General features: G+C 65.6%; 17 protein-coding genes. 4 read left to right on the top strand and 13 right to left on the bottom strand.

Translation table 11 applies throughout. The annotated features are described in order from the left end of the window. The first annotated feature begins 131 nt into the window (after nt 1-131). Together U0042_RS21315 and murU are read left to right on the top strand one after the other, a co-directional pair. Nucleotides 132-1,223, top strand: a complete 1,092-nt coding sequence (locus U0042_RS21315; RefSeq protein ID WP_114809259.1) for an aminoglycoside phosphotransferase family protein — start codon at nt 132-134, stop codon at nt 1,221-1,223. Nucleotides 1,224-1,239: 16 nt separating this feature from the next. Next, nucleotides 1,240-1,971: an N-acetylmuramate alpha-1-phosphate uridylyltransferase MurU gene (murU, locus tag U0042_RS21310; RefSeq protein WP_114809260.1), complete on the top strand. Its 732-nt coding sequence runs from the start codon at nt 1,240-1,242 to the stop codon at nt 1,969-1,971. Here murU and U0042_RS21305 read toward each other — a convergent pair. Next, nucleotides 1,955-3,895, bottom strand: a complete 1,941-nt coding sequence (locus U0042_RS21305; RefSeq protein WP_114809261.1) for an ABCB family ABC transporter ATP-binding protein/permease — start codon at nt 3,893-3,895, stop codon at nt 1,955-1,957. The genes murU and U0042_RS21305 overlap by 17 nt on opposite strands. Nucleotides 3,896-4,072: 177 nt before the next feature. Here U0042_RS21305 and U0042_RS21300 point away from each other — a divergent pair, with 177 nt between their 5' ends. Continuing rightward, a complete protein-coding gene (locus U0042_RS21300; protein WP_114809262.1) occupies nt 4,073-4,468 on the top strand; it encodes an acyl-CoA thioesterase in 396 nt (131 codons plus the stop codon). A gap of 37 nt (nt 4,469-4,505) precedes the next feature. On the opposite strand, the gene U0042_RS21295 is transcribed toward U0042_RS21300, so the two are convergent. Then, on the bottom strand, nt 4,506-7,622 hold the full coding sequence (locus tag U0042_RS21295; RefSeq protein WP_114809263.1) for an EAL and GGDEF domain-containing protein: 3,117 nt from the start codon (nt 7,620-7,622) through the stop codon (nt 4,506-4,508). 146 nt (nt 7,623-7,768) lie between these two features. Continuing rightward, nucleotides 7,769-8,251, bottom strand: coding sequence for a nitrate reductase associated protein (locus U0042_RS21290; RefSeq protein ID WP_114809264.1), 483 nt, complete (start codon nt 8,249-8,251; stop codon nt 7,769-7,771). Nucleotides 8,252-8,401: 150 nt separating this feature from the next. Here U0042_RS21290 and fdhD point away from each other — a divergent pair, with 150 nt between their 5' ends. Beyond that, on the top strand, nt 8,402-9,226 hold the full coding sequence (gene fdhD, locus U0042_RS21285) for a formate dehydrogenase accessory sulfurtransferase FdhD (RefSeq protein ID WP_114809265.1): 825 nt from the start codon (nt 8,402-8,404) through the stop codon (nt 9,224-9,226). A gap of 107 nt (nt 9,227-9,333) precedes the next feature. Here the strand turns inward: fdhD and U0042_RS21280 are convergent, their stop codons facing one another. The 10 genes from U0042_RS21280 to U0042_RS21235 all read right to left on the bottom strand — a co-directional run bounded on the left by U0042_RS21280 (nt 9,334) and on the right by U0042_RS21235 (nt 21,687). Further along, nucleotides 9,334-10,107, bottom strand: coding sequence for an enoyl-CoA hydratase (locus U0042_RS21280; RefSeq protein ID WP_114809266.1), 774 nt, complete (start codon nt 10,105-10,107; stop codon nt 9,334-9,336). Nucleotides 10,108-10,229: 122 nt separating this feature from the next. Further along, nucleotides 10,230-11,429, bottom strand: a complete 1,200-nt coding sequence (locus tag U0042_RS21275) for an acetyl-CoA C-acyltransferase (protein ID WP_114809267.1) — start codon at nt 11,427-11,429, stop codon at nt 10,230-10,232. Nucleotides 11,430-11,459: 30 nt separating this feature from the next. Beyond that, nucleotides 11,460-13,898, bottom strand: a complete 2,439-nt coding sequence (locus U0042_RS21270) for a 3-hydroxyacyl-CoA dehydrogenase/enoyl-CoA hydratase family protein (RefSeq protein ID WP_114809268.1) — start codon at nt 13,896-13,898, stop codon at nt 11,460-11,462. A 124-nt stretch (nt 13,899-14,022) separates the two neighbouring features. Continuing rightward, nucleotides 14,023-15,810 (bottom strand): acyl-CoA dehydrogenase C-terminal domain-containing protein, encoded by a 1,788-nt coding sequence (locus U0042_RS21265; RefSeq protein WP_114809269.1) that lies wholly within the window; start codon nt 15,808-15,810, stop codon nt 14,023-14,025. A 75-nt stretch (nt 15,811-15,885) separates the two neighbouring features. Continuing rightward, complete coding sequence (locus U0042_RS21260) at nt 15,886-16,485, bottom strand: TetR/AcrR family transcriptional regulator (protein ID WP_017772698.1); 600 nt, start codon at nt 16,483-16,485, stop codon at nt 15,886-15,888. A 236-nt stretch (nt 16,486-16,721) separates the two neighbouring features. Further along, nucleotides 16,722-17,981, bottom strand: a complete 1,260-nt coding sequence (clsB, locus tag U0042_RS21255; RefSeq protein WP_419150534.1) for a cardiolipin synthase ClsB — start codon at nt 17,979-17,981, stop codon at nt 16,722-16,724. Between the two features lie 32 nt (nt 17,982-18,013). After that, entirely contained in the window at nt 18,014-18,496 is a 483-nt protein-coding gene (nudB, locus tag U0042_RS21250) for a dihydroneopterin triphosphate diphosphatase (RefSeq protein ID WP_114809512.1), read from the bottom strand. A 224-nt stretch (nt 18,497-18,720) separates the two neighbouring features. Then, nucleotides 18,721-20,523, bottom strand: a complete 1,803-nt coding sequence (gene aspS, locus U0042_RS21245) for an aspartate--tRNA ligase (protein WP_114809271.1) — start codon at nt 20,521-20,523, stop codon at nt 18,721-18,723. Nucleotides 20,524-20,588: 65 nt separating this feature from the next. Further along, nucleotides 20,589-21,248 carry a DUF502 domain-containing protein gene (locus U0042_RS21240; protein WP_114809272.1) on the bottom strand — a complete coding sequence of 220 codons (660 nt, stop codon included), beginning with the start codon at nt 21,246-21,248 and terminating at the stop codon, nt 20,589-20,591. A gap of 76 nt (nt 21,249-21,324) precedes the next feature. Continuing rightward, nucleotides 21,325-21,687 (bottom strand): FmdB family zinc ribbon protein, encoded by a 363-nt coding sequence (locus U0042_RS21235; protein WP_114809273.1) that lies wholly within the window; start codon nt 21,685-21,687, stop codon nt 21,325-21,327. Nucleotides 21,688-21,703 lie beyond the last annotated feature (16 nt).

Below are 21,703 nucleotides of genomic sequence, written 5' to 3'. Positions count from 1 at the left end.
AGCGCTCTGCGATGAAGGTAGGAAGCGGGCGGGCGAACCGTTTGTTCGGGGCTTTGGCGCGAGTCGCGTCAAAAAAGTCGTGGGGTATTATATGGCAATACGTTGTCCCCTCCCGTTTTCGCCCGGTTTTCATGACGCTCCACGCTGCCGCCCTTCGCCCGCCCGGCTCCCCCGATCCCCGACTCGATCTGCTCACCGCCTGGCTTGGCGGCCGCGCCTCACGGCACGGGCTCGATCTGGCCACGCTGGCGCCGGCTTCGTCCGATGCCAGCTTTCGCCGCTACTTCCGGCTCGCCGCCGGCACGCAACAAGGCGGAACCGCGATTGCCGTGGACGCCCCGCCGCCCGAAAAGTGCCGCGAGTTCGTCCAGGTGGCGCAACTGCTCGCCGATGCCGGCGTGCATGTGCCGACCGTGCTGGAGGCGGACTTCGATGCGGGCTTCATGCTCGTCACCGACATGGGCACCGATTCGTATCTGAACGCGCTCAAGAGCGCGGCGCCGGACGGCACGACCTCAGCGGCAGACCCAGGCCGCCCCGCGCCGCGCCAACTGATGCGTGACGCGCTCGACGCGCTCATTCGCTGGCAACTCGCATCGCGCGAAGACGTGCTGCCGCCGTTCGACGAAGCGTTCCTGCGCCGCGAAATGGAGCTGATGCCCGAGTGGTACATCGGTCGTCATCTGGGCCATACCGTAGATGAAGCGACGCGCGGCGTGCTGGACCGCACCTTCGCGCTGCTCATTGCGAGCGCACGCGCGCAACCCCAGGTGTTCATGCTGCGTGACTTCATGCCGCGCAATCTGATGATCGCCACGCCGAACCCTGGCGTGATCGACTTCCAGGACGCCGTGTACGGGCCCATCACCTACGACGTCGTCTCGCTGCTGCGCGACGCGTTCCTGTCGTGGGACGAGGCCTTCGAGCTGGACTGCTTCGCGTGGTACTGGGAGCGCGCGAAGAAGGCGGGCCTGCCCGTCGACGCAGACTTCGGCGAGTTCTACCGGCAGCTCGAATGGATGGGCCTGCAACGCCACATCAAGGTGCTGGGCCTTTTCTGCCGTATCAACTATCGCGACGGCAAGCCGCATTACCTGGCCGATCTGCCGCGCTTCGTGAACTACGCGCGCAAGGTGACGCAGCGCTACGCGCCGCTCGCGCCGTTTGCGAAGCTGCTCGATTCGCTCGAAGGCCGCAGCGCCGAAGTCGGCTACACGTTCTGACCGATCGTTCTGACCCATGAGCCAATCGCTCTTCAACCGCAAGGCGATGATCTTCGCCGCCGGCCGCGGCGAACGCATGCGTCCGCTGACCGACACCTGCCCGAAGCCGCTGCTGCCCGCTGGCGGCAAGCCGTTGATCGAATGGCAGATCGAAAGGCTCGCGCAGGCTGGCTTTGCGACCATCGTGATCAATCACGCGTGGCTGGGGGCGCAGATCGAAGCGCGGCTCGGTGACGGTTCGCGCTGGGGCGTCGCGCTGCGCTACTCGCCGGAGCACGAGGCGCTGGAAACGGCGGGCGGCATTGCGCAGGCGCTGCCGCTGCTCGAAGACGCAGGTACGCCGGAAGTCTTTCTCGCCGTGAGCGGCGACGTCTACAGCGACTTCGACTACGCGCATCTCGCGCAGCACGCCGAACGGCTCGCCGCACAGCCCGAGCCGGGCATGCATCTCGTCATGGTGCCGAACCCGCCGTTTCATCCGTCGGGCGATTTCGCGCTGGACGACCGCGCGGGCGGCACGCTCTCCCTCGAAGGCTCGCCGCGCTACACGTTCGGCAACATCGGCCTGTACGACACGCGCATGTTCCACGCACTGCCGCGCGGCACGCGCTGTGCGCTGAAACCGTACTATCGCGAGTCGATTGCGCGTGGGCTCGTCACAGGCGAGCTTTACGAAGGCGTCTGGGAAAACGTGGGCACGCCCGCGCAACTCGCCGAACTGGACGCCCGGCTCAAGCGCGTCCGCTAGTCTCCGTCTGCGATAACGCACTCGCATCGTGCGGCGCGTCTTCCGCGCTTCCGCCCGCCCCGTCCCCATCGCGCGCTTCCTGTTCCGCACGCTGCTGCTGAAGCGCCCACATCTGCGCGAACAGGCCGCCCGCGCGCAGCAACTCCGCATGCGTGCCCTGCTCCACGATGCGCCCGCGATCCATCACGATGATCTGCTGTGCGTGCACGACCGTAGAAAGCCGGTGCGCGATGATGAGCGTCGTGCGATTGCGCGCGATCTGGTCGAGTTCGTGCTGGATCGCGCGTTCCGAGCGCGAGTCGAGCGCGGACGTGGCTTCGTCGAACACGAGAATCGGCGGGTTCTTGAGCAGCGTGCGCGCAATCGCCACGCGCTGCTTTTCGCCGCCCGAGAGCTTGAGCCCGCGCTCGCCCACCGACGTCTCGTAGCCCTTGGGCAGACTTTCGATGAACTCGTGGATGTGCGCCGCGCGCGCCGCCGCGATCACCTCGTCGCGCGACGCCAAGGGCCTGCCGTACGCGATGTTGTAGTAGATCGTGTCGTTGAAGAGCACCGTGTCTTGCGGCACGATGCCGATGGCCGCACGCAGCGTGTCCTGCGCCACGTCGCGAATGTCCTGGCCGTCGATGGCGATCGCACCGCCGGTTGCGCGGTCCAGATCGTAGAAGCGGAACAGCAGCCGCGCGAGCGTCGACTTGCCCGAGCCGCTGTGGCCCACCACCGCCGTCGTGGTACCCGCGGCAATCGTGAAGCTCACGTCGTGCAGGATGGGCCGCGAAGGCTCGTAGGCAAAGTTCACGTGATCGAAGCGCACCTCGCCGCCGCGCACGGCGAGCGGCGGCGCATTCGGCACGTCGGGCACTTCGCGCATCACACCCATCAGCGAGAACATGCGATCCATGTCGGTCAGGCTCTGCTTGAGTTCGCGATACACCACGCCGAGGAAGTTGAGCGGGATGTAGAGCTGCAACATGAACGTGTTGATGAGCACCAGGTCGCCCAGCGTGAGCCGGCCCGCCATCACGCCTTGCGTCGCGCGCCAGAGAATGAACACGAGCCCGATGCCGATAATGGCCTGCTGCCCGAAGTTCAGCGCCGAAAGCGAGTTCTGCGACTTGATGGCCGCCGCGCGATAGCGCTTGAGGTTTTCGTCGTAGCGCTGCGCTTCCCATTCCTCGTTGCCGAAGTACTTCACGGTTTCGTAGTTCAGCAGCGAATCGATGGCACGCGAGTTCGCGCGCGAATCGAGCTCGTTCATCGTGCGACGGAAGTGCGTGCGCCATTCGGTCACCTTCACCGTGAACACGATGTACGCCACCAGCGCCACGAGCGTGACGACGGCGTAATAGGCCTCGTAGCGCACCACGAAGAAGCCCAGCACGAGCCCGACTTCGACGAGCGTGGGCAGGATGCTGTAGAGCGAATACGAAATGAGCTGCGTAATGCCGCGCGTGCCGCGCTCGATATCGCGCGACATGCCGCCCGTCTGCCGGTCCAGGTGAAAGCGCAGCGACAGCGCATGCAGATGCCGGAACACCTTGAGCGCGAGTTGCCGCACGGCGCTTTCCGTGACCTTCGAAAACAGGATTTCGCGCAGTTCGGTGAAGAGCGAAGTCGAGAGTCGCACCACGGCATACGCAATCACGAGCAGCCCGATGCCGCCCGCCAGCACGATGGAGGGCGCATGCTCGGCGCGCCCGAGCGCCGTGAGCTGCTGCACGGAGGCGAGACTGTCGACGATGCGCTTCATCACGACAGGCACGCCCAGGTTCGCCACCTTCGCGCCGATCAGGCAGGTCAACGCGAAGATCACGCGCCACTTGTAGGTGGCAAGGTAGGGCAGCAGCGAAACGATGGTCTGCCAGTCGTTACGCGGACCGGTTGCGAGCGGCGAAGGCTCGCCGGAAGGGGGAAGGCGACGCATGGATTGTGCAGTGGGGTTCGTGACGGGAGGGCTCTGCGCGCCTCGCCGCTGCGCACTTTCCCGTACAATTTCTGATCTTCCGTATTGTCGCAGAAGGCCGCGCCCGCCGCTTCAGGGCGCCGCGCCTCCCCCATACACGCAAACCCGCCCACACGCGCCCTATCCATGGATAAACACATGACCGAGTCCATCCACCTTCCGCAGAAGCCGCCCGCACTACGCGTCGTGCCGCAGCCTTCGGACGCGAACGTCCACGGCGACGTGTTCGGCGGCTGGATCATGGCGCAGGTGGACATTGCCGGCTCGATTCCGGCCAGCCGCCGCGCCAATGGGCGGGTCGCCACCATCGCGGTCAACTCGTTCATCTTCAAGCAGCCGGTATTCGTGGGCGACCTGCTGAGCTTCTACGCGGACATCGTGAAGACGGGCAACACGTCGATCACCGTGTCGGTGGAGGTTTACGCGCAGCGCATGAGCCTCACACAAGACGTCGTGAAGGTGACCGAAGCCACGCTCACCTACGTCGCCACCGACTCCGACCGCCGCCCGCGCGCCCTGCCCACGCTGGACTGAGCACGCATCCCGGGAACGCGCCGCCCGCGCTTGCGGGCTAGGCCTCGGCGCACTCCACGCCGCCCTGCAGCAGATTCGCGATGGCGTCGCGCGGCATCGGGCGAGCGAAGAAGAACCCCTGCATCTCGTCGCACGCTCGTTCCTTGAGGAAGTCGAGCTGCGCCGACGTCTCCACGCCTTCCGCAATCACCTGCAACTCCAGCGAGTGCGCGAGCGCGATGATCGCGGACGTGATCGTCTCGTCGTCGCCCGAAATGCCGATGTCCGACACGAACGAGCGGTCGATCTTGAGGCGGTCCACCGGAAAGCGCTTGAGGTAGCTCAAGCTCGAATAGCCGGTGCCGAAGTCGTCGATGGCAAGGCCGATGCCGAGCGCGTGCAGGTCGTTGAGCATGATCACCGCTTCCTCGGCGTTGCGCATGATCGTGCTTTCGGTGAGTTCGAGTTCCAGATACTGCGGATCGAGCCCGGTCTCTTCGAGCACCTGCGTGACGAGCTGCGTGATGTTGCGCTGCTGGAACACGCGCGCCGACAGATTCACCGACACGCGTGCCGGCGGCAGCCCCGCTACCTGCCACGCCTTGTTCTGGCGACACGCTTCGCGCAGCACCCATTCGGAAAGCGGCCCGATGAGCCCGCTTTCCTCGGCGACCGGAATGAACGCCGACGGCGAGACGAGCCCGGCTTCCGGGTCCTGCCAGCGCACGAGCGCTTCCATGCCCACGATACGGCCGGTATCGATGTCGATCTGCGGCTGGTAGTGCAGCAGGAATTCGTTGTCGCGCAGCGCCCGCCGCAGGCGCCGCTCCAGCGAGAGCCGCGCGGTCGCGCTCGCGTTCATCTCGGGCTGGAAGAACTGGAAAGTGTTGCGGCCCATGTCCTTCGCGCGGTACATCGCCAGGTCGGCCTTCTTCATCAGCGTTTCGGCGTCGTCGCCGTCTTGCGGGAAGAGGCTCGCACCCATGCTGCAGCCCACGTAAAGCTCGTTGCCGTCGAGCCAGACCGGCTCCGAAATCGCGGCCCGCGCGCGCTCCATCCACGCAATGAGCGACTGCTCGTCCACCGTGTCCGCCATCACGATCACGAATTCGTCGCCGCCGTGGCGCGCCACCGTGTCGCTCGCGCGAGCACAGCGCGCAAGGCGTTCGGCCACCACAGAAAGCAGCCGGTCGCCGATGCTGTGACCCAGGCTGTCGTTCACGTTCTTGAAGCCGTCGAGGTCGATGAACACGACCGCGAGTCCGCGCTCGCGCCGCTGCGCCGCGACGAGCGCCTGCTGAAGCCGGTCGCGCAGCAGGTTCCGGTTGGGCAGCCGCGTGAGGCTGTCGTAGTTCGCCTGGTATTCGAGCTGCTCCTGGTAGCGCATCAGCTCGGTCACGTCGCTCACGATGCCGACGTGGTGCGTGGTGCGCCCGTCCGCATCCGGCACCGGCGCGATGAAAAGCTGATTCCAGAACAGCGCGCCGTCCTTGCGATAGTTGCGCAGCACGGCGCTCACCTCGCGGTTGGCCGCCAGCGCCTGGCGAATGGCGTGCAGCCCTTCCTGGTCGCGGTCGTCGCGCTGCAAAAGCCGGCAGTCCTGCCCCACCACTTCGGCAGGATCGTAGCCCGTGATGCGCGCGAAGGCCGGGTTCGCGTACTCGATCAGATGGCCGCCCGGCCCTGGGCCGGTGATGATGATTGCGTTCACGCTCGCATCCAGCGCGCGGCTTTGCAGGCGCAGCGCGAGGTCGGCGCGCTTGCGCTCCGTGATGTCGGTGTAGGAGCCGAGCACGCCCAGCACATTGCCGTCGCCCGCCGTGAACGGCAGCTTGCTCGTGACGGTGGTGCGATGCACGCCGTCGATCACGAGGTCCACTTCGAAGTTGAGCTTGGGCACGCCGGACTCGATCACCTCGCGGTCGTGCGCGCGCACGGTGTCCGCGAACTGGCGCCAGGGCAGGTCGTGGTCGGTCTTGCCGATCACCTGTTCCGGGTACGAGAGCCCCGCATCGCGCGCGAACGCCATGTTGCAGCCCAGATAGCGGGACTCACGGTCCTTCCAGAAAATGCGCTGCGGAATGCTGTCGATCACCGTCTCCAGCATCTGGTTGGAGCGCTGGGCCTCGGCTTCGGCGGCGATCTGCTCGGTCACATCGTCAGCCAGCACGAACACCGCGCTGCGGCCCATGAACGTGAGCGCGTGGTACGACACGTCCGCGCTCACGTGCGAGCCGTCGCGCCGCACGTGATGCCAGATGCCGGCCATGGTGCGCCCGTCATGCGAGGCGGGGTCGCTGCGCGTGAGATGCAATTCGAGCCGGGTCGCTTCCTCGGGCGTATGAATGGCGCGCACCGACATGGCGAGAAACTCGGCTTCGCTGTAGCCGTACTGCTGGATCGCAGCCGTATTGACGGCGAGAAAGCGCAGCGTGTCGCGATCGAAGATGTACATCGCCACGGGGTGCGCTTCGAACAGGCCGTGAAAGCGCTCGTCGCTGCTGCGTAGCGCCCGCGCGATGCGCAACTTTTCGCGCGCCGCGTTCTCGCGCACGCCGAAGGTGTAGATGAGCAGCGTGCCGCCCGCGAGCATCGAAATGACGAGCAGCACCACGGCCCGGCGGTTCGCGGCGATGGAGTCGTCGATCACCTTTTCGAGCGCGATGCGCTGCTTCTGCTGCAACGCCGCGAACTGCGCTTCGAAGCGGCCCATCTGCACGTCGAGCCGCATGTACACGGGCGCCACCCACGTGCGCGAGTCGTCGCTGCCGGCCGGCGCCGGGGTCGCGGTGCGATCCAGTGCCACGCGGACGTCGCGTTGAAAGGCCGCGGCGTCGAGCGCGAGATTGTCGAAATCGGCCGCCATGTCGGGCATGTCGGCGAACGCGGTGCGCAGTCGCGCCGTGGCCTTGTCGAGCGTTGCGGCGCGCTCGCGCCTCGCTGCCTCGCTTTCGCCCTCGCCCGCGGTCTCGTAGCGGCCGAGCGCCATCAGCTCGTCGTTGAGCGTGTCGCGAAAGGTGTCCAGATCCTGGCGGATGTGCGTGGCCTGCAAGGTGCGGGCGTCGGCCTCGCGCTGCCCGCGTATCTGCGTGTACGCGACGAACGCGTTCGCGCCGACCGCGGCGGCCACGACTGCCACGTTGATCAGCAGCCGCTTCGAGAAGAAAGAGTTCATGGGTTCCGGGCGTCGTTCGTCCTGCGGTCGGGGTGCCTGCGGGGCTTTATTGACAACATATCTGCGACGGGCAGGCGCGCGATGCGCCTCAACCTATGGATAACGGCAGCGTCCGGAACAGTTTGAGGGAAAAGAAAAAAATTCGTTCAGGCGGCCGCAGCCAGACCAAATTCGCGCATGGCAGGCAGGAAATCGTGATTGCCTTCCGGCTTGCGCGAGAGCTTGGCAAGAACGTAGCGCTTGAAAGGGGCCAGCTGCGCCCATTGCTCGATGCCCGGAGCCGCGAGGCCGGCAAGCGACGCCTGGTTCAGCACGCCTTCCGGCACCGCGCCGGTCTCGCGCCAGGCCGGCGCGGCATCGGGCGTGAACCATTCCGGCTCCACGTTGGCGTGCGTGCGCAGCATCTCGAAGAGCGCGTGGTCGAAATTCGGCTCGATCTGCGCGTCTTCCTCCACCGGAAAGCGCGCGAGCAGCTTGCGGTCCTCGTAAGGCAGCATCTGCCATTGAGCGAGCGAGATGCGCAGACCGAAGCGGTCCAGGTTGAAGCGGACGGACATCGGAATGTAAGTGAGGTCCTCGGATGAGGCGATCTCGAACTGGAAAAGCAGCGGCGCTTCGTGGAGTCCCATGGCGGTATATCCCAGGTTCTGTCAGCCAGGTTCTGTGGGGCGCCGGCCACACGGGGCGCCGGCTTGGGGTATTTTAGAACCTTCTGCGCGACCCACGAGCCCGCCTCAGGCTGGGCTCCCCGTCAGGGCGACGCACCAAGGAGTCCACGCTTGAACCCACTGGAAACCGCCGGCCAGCCCGGCGCCATCGAATTGCCCGTCACGCGCCACCGCGGCGGCGGCGCCGAAACGCTCGTCGATCACGTCGGCCAGGAATGGCCCGTGGCGCTTGTGTTCAACGGCATCTCGCACGCGGTGATGATGTGCACGCCGCGCGACCTGGAAGCCTTCGCGGTGGGCTTCGCCATTTCGGAAGGCATCGTGGACCGCAACGCCGACATTCAGGACATCGAGGTCGCGTTTCGCGAAGACGGCGAGTTGCCTTACGCCGAAGTGCAGCTGACCATCGTGCAGCAGGCGTTCGCGGGATTGAAGGAGAAGCGCCGCGCGCTTGCGGGCCGCACGGGCTGCGGCGTGTGCGGCATCGAAAGCATCGACCTGCTCGATCTGCAACCGGAGCGCGTGCCGGATACGGGCTTTCTCGCGCGGCTCGCGTCTGACGCGCTCGCCCGCGCCGCACACGACCTGCCCGCGCACCAGGCGCTGACGAAGCTCACCGGCGGTCTGCACGCCGCGGCCTGGTGCAACGCGCAGGGCGAGATTCTGCATGCCTTCGAAGACGTGGGCCGCCACAACGCGCTCGACAAGCTGATCGGCCAGCTCGTGCTGGAGCGCGCCGACACCACGGACGGCTTCGTGTTTCTCTCCAGCCGCGCCAGCTACGAACTCGTGCGCAAGGCCGCGCGCGTGGGGGTGCCGCTGGTGGCGACTATTTCGGCGCCGTCGTCGCTGGCCATTGCCATCGCGAAGAAGGCGGGCTTGCGGCTCGTGAGCTTTTGCCGGGAGTCCGGGTATGTGGAATATGGAACGGCGTAACGGGAAGGTCGACGCGTGACGTGCGTGGTTGTTTGCGTGAGGTGCGAGGCAAAAAGAACGGCGCCGAAAGCGCCGTTCTTGTTCGTCCAGTCAGTCGTTCACGGGGCTCAATCGAACTGCCTGAAATCCGGCTTGCGCTTCTCGAAGAACGCCTTGAACGCCTCGCGCGCTTCGGGCGCGAGCAGCATCTTGCCGAAGTGCACGGCCTCTTCCGTCATGCGGGTATGGACTTCGTGCTGCGCCGCGCCTTTCATCAGCGCCTTGGTCACACGCAGCGACGACGCCGGCAGCGCCGCCAGCTTGCTCGCCTGGGCAAGCGCAAACGCCTCCACCTCCGCGGCGGGCAGCACGCGATTCACGAAGCCCATGCGCAGCGCCTCCTGGGCGTCGAACGCGTCGCCCAGCAGCAGCTTTTCGGCTGCAAGCGGATAACCCGCAATGCGCGGCAAGAGCAGCGACGATGCCGCCTCCGGGCACAGCCCGAGTTGCGCGAACGGTAGCGAGAACTTCGCCGTGTCCGCGGCGTAGACGAGATCGCAATGCAGCAGCAGCGTCGTGCCGATGCCCACGGCCGCGCCCGCCACCGCCGCGACCACAGGCTTTTCCGCCGTGCTGATGGCGCGCAGGAACTGGAACACCGGCGCGTCCTCGCCCGCAGGCGGCGCCTTCATGAAATCTTCGAGGTCGTTGCCGGCGCAGAACGTGCCCTCGCTGCCGCGAAACAGCACGACGCGCACGGCCTTGTCGTGCTGCGCGGTCACGAACGCGTCGGCCATCGTCTGGTACATCGCTGCCGTAATCGCGTTCTTGCGCGCCGGCCGGTTGAACGTGATGGTGAGCACGCCGTCGTCGGCCTGGCTCGTCAGGATGTCGGGGGTCATTCGCGGGTCTCCTCCGTTGAACGAAAACGGCTCGCAAACCTCGCGGCCTGCGAACCGTTCATGCCTTTACGGTGTCTCCTCGCTGCCCGGGCAAGCGAGCATGCGAAGAAGCGGCCTGCACCTTACAGACGCTCGATGATGCCGGCCGCGCCCATGCCGGTGCCCACGCACATCGTCACCATGCCGTAGCGCAGGTTGCGACGGCGCAGCGCATGCACGACGGTCGCCGCACGAATCGCGCCCGTGGCGCCGAGCGGATGGCCCAGCGCAATCGCGCCGCCCATCGGGTTCACCTTGGCGGGATCGAGGCCCAGGTCCTGGATCACGGCGAGCGACTGCGCGGCAAAGGCCTCGTTCAGCTCGATCCAGTCGATGTCGTCCTGCGTGAGACCCGCGGCCTTCAGCGCCGCGGGAATGGCTTCCTTCGGCCCGATGCCCATGATCTCCGGCGGCACGCCGCGCACCGCGAAGCTCACGAAGCGCGCGAGCGGCGTGAGGTTGAACTGCTTCAGGATCTTCTCGGACACCACGATCAGCGCGCCCGCGCCGTCCGAGGTCTGCGAGCTGTTGCCCGCCGTCACCGATCCCTTGTTGGCAAACACGGTGCGCAGTTTCGCGAGGCCTTCCAGCGACGTGTCGGCGCGCGGACCTTCGTCCAGCGCGACTTCACGCGTCTTCACCTTCACCTCGCCGCTCGCCAGATCAGGCACGCGCTCGGTCACGGTGTACGGCGCGATCTCGTCCTTGAACTCGCCCGCCTGCTGCGCGGCAATCGCGCGGCGATGCGACTCCAGCGAAAACGCGTCCTGCGCTTCGCGGCTCACCTGCCAGCGCTCGGCCACGCGCTCGGCCGTAAGACCCATGCCGTAAGCGATGCCGATGTTCTCGTTGGCGTCGAAGATGTGCGGCGACATCGACGGCTTGTTGCCCATCATCGGCACCATGCTCATCGACTCGCAGCCGCCCGCGATCATCGCGTCCGCTTCGCCCACGCGAATGCGGTCCGCGGCCATCGCGAGCGCCGTCACGCCGGAGGCGCAGAAACGGTTCACCGTGACGCCGCCCACCGTGTTCGGCAGGCCGGCGAGCAGCGCGCCCATGCGCGCCACATTGAGGCCCTGCTCCGCTTCCGGAATGGCGCAGCCGATGATCGCGTCTTCGATCACCTTCGTGTCGAGTCCCGGCACCTGCGCCACCGCGGACTTGATCGCGTGCACCAGCAGCTCGTCAGGCCGCGTGTTGCGGAACACCCCGCGCGGCGCCTTGCCAATGGGCGTGCGGCTCGCGGCGACGATATATGCATCCTGTAACTGTTTGCTCATGTGAGACTCCGATCCGAATGACTCGCCGCTTCAGTTGCGCACCGGCTTGCCGGTCTGCAACATGCCCATGATCCGTTCCTGCGTCTTCTGCGTGCCGAGCAGGTCGACGAACGCGCGACGCTCCAGCGCGAGCAGCCATTCTTCGTCGACGAGGCTGCCGGCTTCGACGTCGCCGCCGCACACCGCTTCGGCAATGCGGCTCGCAATCAGGAAATCGTGATCGCTGATGAAGCGGCCGTCGCGCATGTTGACGAGCGACGCCTTGATGGTCGCGATCGCCGAACGTCCGGCCACCGGTACCTGCGTTGCGCGCAGCGGCGGGCGGTAACCCGCGGCGGCAAGTGCGCGCGCTTCCTTCTTCGCCGTGTCGAGCAGTTCGAACACGTTGAAGACGATGGTGTCCGACGGCTTCAGGTAACCCATCGCGCGTGCTTCGAGCGCGGAGGCCGAGACCTTCGCCATCGCGGCGTTTTCAAACGACTTCTGTACGAAGCGCAGCAGGTCGCTCGGGGTCGCGCCCACGGCCTCGGCAGTCTGCGCCGCACGCAGCGCCGCTTCCTTCAGACCGCCGCCCGCCGGCACGAGACCCACGCCGACTTCCACGAGACCCACGTAGCTCTCGATATGCGCGACGCGCTTCGCGCTATGCAGCAGCAGTTCGCAACCGCCACCCAGCGCGATGCCCGACACCGCCGACACCACCGGCACGTTCGCGTACTTCACGCGCAGCATGCCCTGCTGGAATTTCTTGACGAACGGTTCGATGCCCTTCGCGCCGCCCATCATGAACGCGGGCATCGCTTCTTCGAGATTCGCGCCCGCCGAGAACGGACCGCCCGGCGCGCCGAGCTTGAGCGAGGTCGGCTGCCACACCACCACGGCACGGTACGACTGCTCCGCGAGTTCAATGGCTTGCGTGAGACCGTCGATCACGCCGGGGCCGATCGTGTTCATCTTGCTCCTGAACGACACGATCACGACGTCGTCTTCGCCGGCACGGTCGTCCACCCAGGCACGTACGTGGTCGGTCTCGAAGAGCGTCTTGCCGAAGGTCTTCGGGTCCCCGCCCTTCTCGCCTTGCAGCGGCGCGCGGAACACCTGGCGTTCGTAGACGGAGAGCGACGAGCGCGGCACGAAGCGCTTCGCCGCGGGCGACCAGGAGCCTTCGGACGAATGCACGCCGCCGTTCTCGGCGACCGGCCCTTCGAACACCCAGGCGGGCAGCGGCACGTTCGCGAGCGCCTTGCCCGCGGTGATGTCGTCCTGCACCCATTCGGCGACCTGCTTCCAGCCCGCCGTCTGCCAGCCTTCGAACGGACCTTCGTTCCAGCCGAAGCCCCAGCGGATGGCGAGGTCGACGTCGCGCGCGTTGTCCGCAATCGATTCGAGGTGCACGGCGATGTAGTGGAACACGTCGCGGAAAATCGACCACAGGAATTGCGCCTGCGGATGCGTGGATTCACGCAGCAACTTCAGGCGCTCGGCGGGCGGGCGCTTGAGGATGCGCCCCACCAGTTCGTCGGCCTTGGCGCCGGCTTCCACGTACTCGCCGGTTTTAGCGTCGAGCACCTTGATGGCCTTGCCTTCCTTGCGATAGAAGCCCGCGCCGCTCTTCTGCCCGAGCGCGCCTTTCTGCACGAGCGCGGCCAGCACGGCCGGCGTCTCGTAGACGGGGTAGAACGGATCGTTCGCGAGGTTGTCCTGCATCGTCTTGATGACGTGCGCCATCGTGTCGAGACCCACCACGTCCGCAGTGCGGAACGTGGCCGACTTGGCGCGGCCCAGACGGCTGCCCGTCAGATCATCGACTTCGTCGAAACGCAGACCGAACTTCTGCGCTTCCGTAACCACCGCGAGAATCGAGAAGATGCCGACGCGGTTCGCGATGAAGTTGGGCGTGTCTTTCGCCCGCACCACGCCCTTGCCCACCGCGCTCGTGAGGAACGTTTCGAGTTGATCGAGAATCTCGGGCCGCGTGTGCGCCGTCGGGATCAACTCCACGAGATGCATGTAGCGCGGCGGATTGAAGAAGTGCACGCCGCAGAAGCGCGCCTTCAACTCGTCCGAAAAACCGTCGGACAACGCCGTGATCGAAAGGCCCGAGGTATTCGAAGCAAAGATCGCGTTCGCGCCGATATGCGGCGCGACCTTCTTGTAGAGGTCGTGCTTCCAGTCCATGCGCTCGGCGATGGCCTCGATCACGACGTCGCATTCGGCCAGCTTCGCGAGGTCATCCTCGTAATTGGCGGGCTCGATGTACTGCGCGTCCTCTTTCACGCCGAACGGCGCGGGCGACAGTTTCTTGAGGTTCTCGATCGCCTTGAGCGCGATCGCGTTCTTCGGACCTTCCTTGGCGGGCAGATCGAACAGCAGCACGGGCACCCGGGCGTTGATCAGGTGCGCGGCGATCTGCGCGCCCATCACGCCGGCGCCGAGCACGGCCACCTTGCGAATGATCAGATTGCTCACGTTGTTCCTCCAGCGGAATGTGCAATGTCGAGCGAATTGAATGGAATGAGGTAGAGGCCGGGATGGTTCATGCGTCGCGCGGCTCTGTTGGTCCGCGCGACGCAAAAGACAGGCCGGCGGGCGCCTAGAACAGCGCTTCGTCGATGTCCATCAGCGTCTTCGAGCCCGCGCGGGCCTGGCGGATCGTGGTGGCCGTTTCAGGCAGCAGCTTCGCGAAGTAGAAGCGCGCGGTGGCGAGCTTGGACTTGTAGAACGGGTCGCCGGACGCTTCCTTGTCCAGCGCGATGCGGGCCATGCGCGCCCAAAAGTACGAGAACACGAGGTGGCCCACGGTGCGCAGATACGGCACGGCGGCGGCGCCCACTTCGTCGGGGTTCTGCATCGCCTTCATGCCGATTTCCATGGTGAGCTTCTGCACCTTGTCGCCGATGTCGGCGAGCGGGTTCACGAACTCCTGCATCTCGGGCTTCACGCCCTCCTCTTCCACGAAGTCGCTCACGAGCTTGCCGAACTTCTTGAGCTTGGCGCCCATGTCGCCCAGCACCTTGCGGCCGAGCAGGTCGAGCGACTGAACTGCGTTGGTGCCTTCGTAGATCATGTTGATGCGGGCGTCGCGCACGTATTGCTCCATGCCCCATTCGGCGATGAAGCCGTGGCCGCCGTACACCTGCAACGCGTGGTTGGTGCACTCGAAGGCGTTGTCGGTGAGGAACGCCTTGATGATGGGCGTGAGCAGCGCGACGAGGTCGGCGGCTTCCTTGCGCACGGACTCGTCGCTGTGCGACAGCTCGCGGTCGATCTGCAGCGCGGTCCAGTACGAGAACGCGCGGCCCGCCTCCACGTAGGCCTTCTGCGTGAGCAGGATGCGGCGCACGTCGGGGTGCACGATGATCGGATCGGCGGGCTTGTCCGGCGCCTTCGGTCCCGTGAGCGAGCGCATCTGCAGGCGCTCCTTCGCGTACACCAGCGCGTTCTGGTACGCGACCTCGGTGAGGCCAAGACCCTGCATGCCGACGCCAAGACGCGCGGCGTTCATCATCACGAACATCGCGTTGAGGCCCTTGTTCGGCTCGCCAACGAGCCAGCCCTTCGCGTTGTCCAGATTGATGACGGCCGTGGCGTTGCCGTGAATGCCCATCTTGTGTTCGATGGAGCCGCACTTCACGCCGTTGCGCTCGCCGGGTTCGCCCGCTGCATCGGGAATAAACTTCGGCACGATGAAAAGCGAGATGCCCTTCGTGCCGGCTGGCGCATCGGGCAGACGCGCGAGCACGAGGTGAACGATGTTCTCGGCGAGGTCGTGCTCGCCTGCGGAGATGAAGATCTTGGTGCCGGTGATGGCATACGAGCCGTCGCCGTTCGGCTCCGCCTTCGTGCGCAGAATGCCGAGGTCGGTGCCGCAATGCGGCTCGGTGAGGCACATGGTGCCGGTCCAGACGCCGGAAACGATCTTCGGCAGATAGGTCTTCTGCTGCTCCGGCGTGCCGTGCGCATGCAGGCATTCATAAGCGCCGTGCGAGAGGCCGGGGTACATCGTCCACGCCTGGTTGGACGAGTTCATCATTTCGTAGAGCGCGTTGTTCACGAACGCGGGCAACCCCTGGCCGCCGAATTCGGGATCGCAACCGAGCGCAGGCCAGCCCGCCTCGACGTACTGCTGGTACGCCTCCTTGAACCCTGTGGGCGTGGTCACCACGCCGTCGCCGACGTAGGTGCAGCCTTCGCGGTCGCCGACCTGGTTCAGCGGGAACAGCACTTCGGAGCAGAACTTGCCGGCCTCTTCGAGCACCTGGTTGACGGTGTCCGCGTCGAGGTCCGCGTGCTTCGGCATTTGCTTCACTTCGGCTTCGACGTTCAGCAGTTCATGCAGCACGAATTGCATATCGCGCAGCGGCGGGGCGTACTGTCCCATGACTTCTTCTCCAAGGATGAGGACTGACAAGCTCGCCGCCTGCTTGCGGCGCGGTGCCGACCGCGCCGTGTCCCGCTAGCGGCTTTCGCTCTGATACGAAACGATCAGCTTTTCCAGCGCAGCCCACGTCAGGCGCACGGCATCGGGCAGATGCAGGAAGCGTGCGTCGTGATGCAGGCCGAGCGTGAAGCTGTACAACTCGAAGAGCATCAGCTGCGGATCGGTATCGGCGCGCAGATGCCCTTCTTCCATTGCCTGCGAAATGGCCCGCATGAGCGCGGCGCGCCACATCGTGACGCTCGCCACCAACTGCTCGCGCACGGCGCTGTCCGCACGGTCGTCGTACTCGACGGCGCCGCTGATGTAGATGCATCCAGTGGTGACTTCCTGAATGCGCTTCTCCATCCAGCGCGACAGCATGGCACGCAAACGCGGCAGACCGCGCGGTTCGCGCAGGCTGGGGAAGAACACTTCCTCCTCAAAGCGGCGGTGATACTCACGCACCACTTCCACCTGCAAGTCTTCGCGCGACCCGAAATGCGCGAACACGCCACTCTTGCTCATCTGCATACGCTCGGCCAGCAAACCGATGGTCAGACCTTCGAGTCCATCCCGGCTGGCCAGGTCGAGTGCTGCATCGAGAATTGCGGCTCGCGTCTGTTCGCCTTTTCGCATAGCTTTATACCGTTACGATGTGACCGAAATAAAATCGAACGGCCGTACTATTGTTAGGTACGACCGCCCGCTGAACAAGGACTTTATTAGAAACCGGGGTCTAACAGGCACTCTAATTCTGCGCCGCATGGGGTGGGAGCAGAAGCCGATATTTCCTCGATTGCGCGCGCCGGGTCGCGTGTGGCAGCGTGCAGGGCCAGACGGGTACGAGGAAACGGGCGAAACGTGGCCGCAGCCTAGTCGTAGCCGCCCACGGTCAAGAGCTTCATGGTGGCCCGATACGCCGCGTAGGCCAGCCAGTTGAGCAGCCGCTCGGCGGCCGGCCGGGCCTCGTACCGGGCCTCGTCGATCAGGCGCGACTCGTTGAACGCGGTGAGGATGGCGCCGCGCAACGCATCGATCTCCGGATGCAGCACCAGCATCACATTGGCCTCGTTGTTGAGCACGAGGCTGAGCGCATCGAGATTGGAGGAGCCCACCGTGGCCCAGTTCGAATCGACCACGGCGACCTTTCCGTGCAGCATCGTCTTTTCGTACTCGGCAATGCGTACGCCCGCCTTCAATAGCGAGTGGTAGAGGAACGGCACGGCGTAGTCGAGGGCGGCGAACTCTTTTCGGCCGATCAGAAGCCGTACCTCCACGCCGCGCCGCGCCGCGTGGATCAACGCCCGCCGCAGTCGCCGCCCCGGCATGAAGTACGGATTCGCGAGCAGCACTTCCTTGCGCGCCTGTCCGATGGCGGCGAGGTAGGCCTTTTCGATGGCGCGCCGGTTCACGACGTTGTCGCGTGCGACGAAGGCCACGCAGGGCTCGCCACTCGGACGGACGCGCCGCGCGCGGAAGCGGCCGCTAAACGCGGTGCGCAGAAACGAAGAGGGTCTGCGACGCGCAGCACCTACCGCCGCGCCTTCATCGTCCGATCGAACGGGGGGCCGGTGGCCGAGCACGATGCGCTGCCATTGCAGTTCGAACGCCTCGCGCACGTCCGCCACCACGGGGCCGCGCAGTTCGACGGCAAAGTCCCAGCGCGCATGCGGCAGGCGGGTACCGTTGTGGTCGAAGTCGTCGACGATGTTGATGCCGCCGCACCAGGCGAACGTGCCGTCGACCACGGCAAGCTTGCGGTGCGTGCGCGCAAAACCGAAGCGACCGAACAGATGCGGGTTGAAGATGCGATGCTCGATGCCCGCGGCCACCCATGTATCGAAGAACGGCAACCGGCCCGTGCCGATGCCGTCGGTAATGATGCGCACCCGCACGCCGCGGCCTACTGCGCGCAGCAGGGCTTCGGAGACGGCCCGGCCTGCCGCGTCGTCGCAGAAGATGTAGGTCTCCAGCATGACGTCGCGCGTGGCGGCGTCGATGCGCTGCACGAGCGCGTCGAAGTATTCGTCCCCGGAGCAAAAGAGCTTGACGGCGTTGCCCGCCGTGAAGCGATATCGCGACCAGTAGCGGCGGCCCAGCAACGTGCGGCCCAGGCGTTCGAGCCGCGGCAGGCGCGCGGGCACCGACGATTCGCGCGTCGCCGTCATCGGCCGGCCGCCTGGCGGCGCGCCTCGAGTCGAGCAGGCAACTGGAGAATGGCGTCCTGGTTCGACGACGAGAAGCAACGGCTCGCGGCTTCCTGCCAGGGCAGCCAGAGGAACGCGGTGTGTTCGCGCGGCGCCAGCGTCACCTCGAGCCGCTGCGGCACTTCGAGACTAAACCAGTGCTCGACGTTGCGCGTCACGCCTTCCTCGTAGCGGTGCCGCCACACGGGGTAGATCTCGTAGTCGATCTGGTACTGCCAGTCGAAGAGCGCCGTGTATGGCACGTCCGCCGCGCCCACGACGATGCCTGTTTCCTCGGCCACCTCGCGTACGGCCGTTTCGGCAAGCGGCTCGTCGAGCCGGTCCTTGGAGCCCGTGACCGATTGCCAGAAGCCCGGACGATCGGCGCGCTCGATGATGAGCACGTCGAGCTGCGGAGTGTGAATGACGACGAGAACGGATTCCGGAATCTTCTTCGGCATGGTGGCGAAGCGCAGCGCGAGCGGTGCGCGGGCATGTCGGCGGTGAAATCGGGGAAGCCGGCTGTCTGGCGGCGCAACGCATTCGATGCTCGCGACGCCCCGCAGCCGGCCAGTACGAATGTAGCGCAAAAAGCAGAAAAGGCGCGTGACGCGCCTTTTCTGTGTGGTGCGGAAGCGGTGCGCTTCGTCGCTTCGGCCCCTCGCGACGAGAGGCCGCCAGCGGCTTACTGCGCCTTCTGCTCCGGCTGACGCAGACGGATGTGGAGCTCGCGCAACTGGCGCTCGTCCACTTCGCTCGGCGCCTGCGTGAGCAGATCCTGCGCACGCTGCGTCTTCGGGAACGCGATCACGTCGCGGATCGAATCGGCACCGGCCATCATCGTGACGATACGGTCGAGGCCGAACGCAATGCCGCCGTGCGGCGGCGCGCCGTACTGCAGCGCGTCGAGCAGGAAGCCAAACTTCGCACGCGCTTCCTCCGGACCGATCTTCAACGCGCGGAACACCTTGCTCTGCACTTCCTCGCGGTGAATACGCACCGAACCGCCGCCGATTTCCCAACCGTTCAGCACCATGTCGTAGGCCTTCGCGAGACAGCGGCCCGGATCCGTTTCCAGATACTCGATGTGCTCGTCCTTCGGGCTGGTGAACGGATGGTGCGCGGCCACGAAGCGGTTCTCTTCCTCGTCGTACTCGAACATCGGGAAGTCGATCACCCACAGCGGCTTCCAGCCAGCCTCGAGGAGCCCGTTCGCCTTGCCGAACTCCGAGTGGCCGATCTTCAGCCGCAGCGCGCCCAGACTATCGTTCACCACCTTCGCGCGGTCGGCGGCGAAGAAGATGATGTCGCCGTCCTGAGCACCCGTGCGCTCGATGATCGCCGTGATGGCCGCGTCGTGCAGGTTCTTCACGATCGGGCTTTGCAGGCCGTCGCGGCCCTTCGCGGCCTCGTTGACCTTGATCCACGCCAGACCCTTCGCACCGTAGATGCGCACGAATTCCGTGTAGCTGTCGATGTCGCCGCGCGAAAGCTCACCGCCCTTCGGCACGCGCAGGGCCGCAACGCGACCGTCCTTCGTGTTGGCCGGCGTGCTGAACACCTTGAAGTCGACGTCCTTCATGGCATCCGTGAGTTCCGTGAACTCGAGCTTCACGCGAAGGTCCGGCTTGTCCGAACCGAAGCGGCTCATGGCTTCCGAGTACTGCATCACCGGGAACTTCGTGTCCAGTTCCACGCCGATCGTTTCCTTGAACACATGGCGCGCCATCTCTTCGAACAGGTCACGAATTTCCTGCTCGCCGAGGAACGACGTTTCGCAATCGATCTGCGTGAATTCGGGCTGACGGTCGGCACGCAGGTCTTCGTCGCGGAAGCACTTCACGATCTGGTAGTAACGATCGAAGTTCGCCACCATCAGGAGCTGCTTGAAGAGCTGCGGCGACTGCGGCAGCGCGAAGAACTGGCCCGCGTTCACGCGCGACGGCACGAGGTAGTCGCGTGCGCCTTCCGGCGTGCTCTTGGTGAGCATCGGCGTTTCGATGTCGATGAAGCCTTTCGCGTCGAGATACTTGCGCACCTCCATCGCGACGCGGTAGCGCAGGCGCAGGTTGTGCTGCATCTGCGGACGGCGCAGATCGAGCACGCGATGCGTGAGGCGCGTGGTTTCCGAAAGGTTGTCGTCGTCGAGCTGGAACGGCGGCGTGACGGACGGGTTCAGCACGGTCAGCTCGTGGCACAGCACTTCGATCTTGCCGCTCGTGAGGTTCGCGTTCGTGGTGCCTTCCGGACGGTTGCGCACCACGCCCTTCACCTGCACGCAGAACTCGTTGCGCACGCCTTCGGCCGTCTTGAACATCTCGGCGCGGTCCGGGTCGCAGACAACCTGAACGAGGCCTTCCCGGTCGCGCAGGTCGATGAAGATAACGCCGCCGTGGTCACGGCGCCGGCTCACCCAGCCGCACAGCGACACGGTTTGGCCCAGCAGGTGTTCGGTCACCAGACCGCAGTATTCAGATCTCATCGACATGATGTTCGTCTTTCGTTATTCAGGAATTGAACGGCTGCGCCCACAGTGACGGGCGCCAGCCGGTGTTACAGCGGAGGCTCGACGGTGCGCCGCTGCGGCGTGGGCGCCGCATGCGGCGCCGACGGCGCGACGACGCCCATCGAAACGATGTACTTGAGCGCGGCGTCGACCGTCATGTCGAGTTCGACGACCTCGCTGCGAGGAATCATGAGAAAAAAGCCCGACGTCGGATTAGGCGTGGTGGGCACGTACACGCTCACGCACTCTTGCTTCAGGTGATTCACGACGTCGCCGCCGGGAATGCCGGTCAAAAACGCAATCGTATACGAACCCTTGTGCGGGTATTCGATCAGGAGCGCCTTGCGAAACGCGTTGCCGCTGCTGGAAAGCAGCGTGTCGGACACCTGCTTGACACTCGTATAGATGGGACCGACCACGGGAATGCGGCGCACCACGGCGTTCCACGCCTCCACGAGCTTCTGCCCGACGAGGTTCTGGGTCAGCAGGCCGACGACGAAGACGAACGCGAGCGTGAGCAGCGCACCGAGCCCCGGCAGATGGAACCCGAACAGGCGCTCCGGCTGCCACGCCTCGGGCAGCAGCAGCAACGTCTGATCCATCGTGCCGATGATCAGATTGAGCACCCACAGCGTGATGGCGAGAGGCACCAGCACGAGCAGGCCAGTCAGGAAAACCGATTTGAGCGTCGCTTTCTTGGTCGTCATGTGTACCGCCGGAGAGCCGTGGCGAAGCGCCACGGCGTGGGCGCCGCCCCTCAGTCAGAATGGGACGGCTCGGGTATCAGGGACTGCCCGTCGTGCTGGCCGCGCTGGAGGTGGCCGCCGGCCCCGCGCTCGATGCGCCTTCGGAACCGCCGGCCGACTGGCTGCTGCCCGCGCCGTCGGTGGTAGTGGAAGCGCTTTCCGCAGATGCCGCGCCTTCCTTCTTCGCACCCGTGCTCGCGCCGCTGGCCGCGCCGTTGCCGCCGCGAAAATCGGTGACGTACCAGCCCGAGCCCTTCAGCTGGAAGCCCGCCGCCGTCACCTGCTTGCGGAAGGTGTCTTTCTGGCACTCCGGGCACTGCGTCAAAGGCGAATCGCTCATCTTTTGCAGCACGTCCTTCTGGAAGCCGCACGACTCGCAACGATAGGCGTAGATCGGCATGATCCTGTTCCCTGAT

This window comes from Paraburkholderia kururiensis, assembly GCF_034424375.1.
In the GTDB taxonomy this organism is placed as follows: Bacteria; Pseudomonadota; Gammaproteobacteria; order Burkholderiales; family Burkholderiaceae; genus Paraburkholderia; species Paraburkholderia kururiensis_A.
The sequence above is the reverse complement of the archived record's forward strand: the minus strand, read 5'-3'. Positions and strand labels throughout refer to the sequence as shown.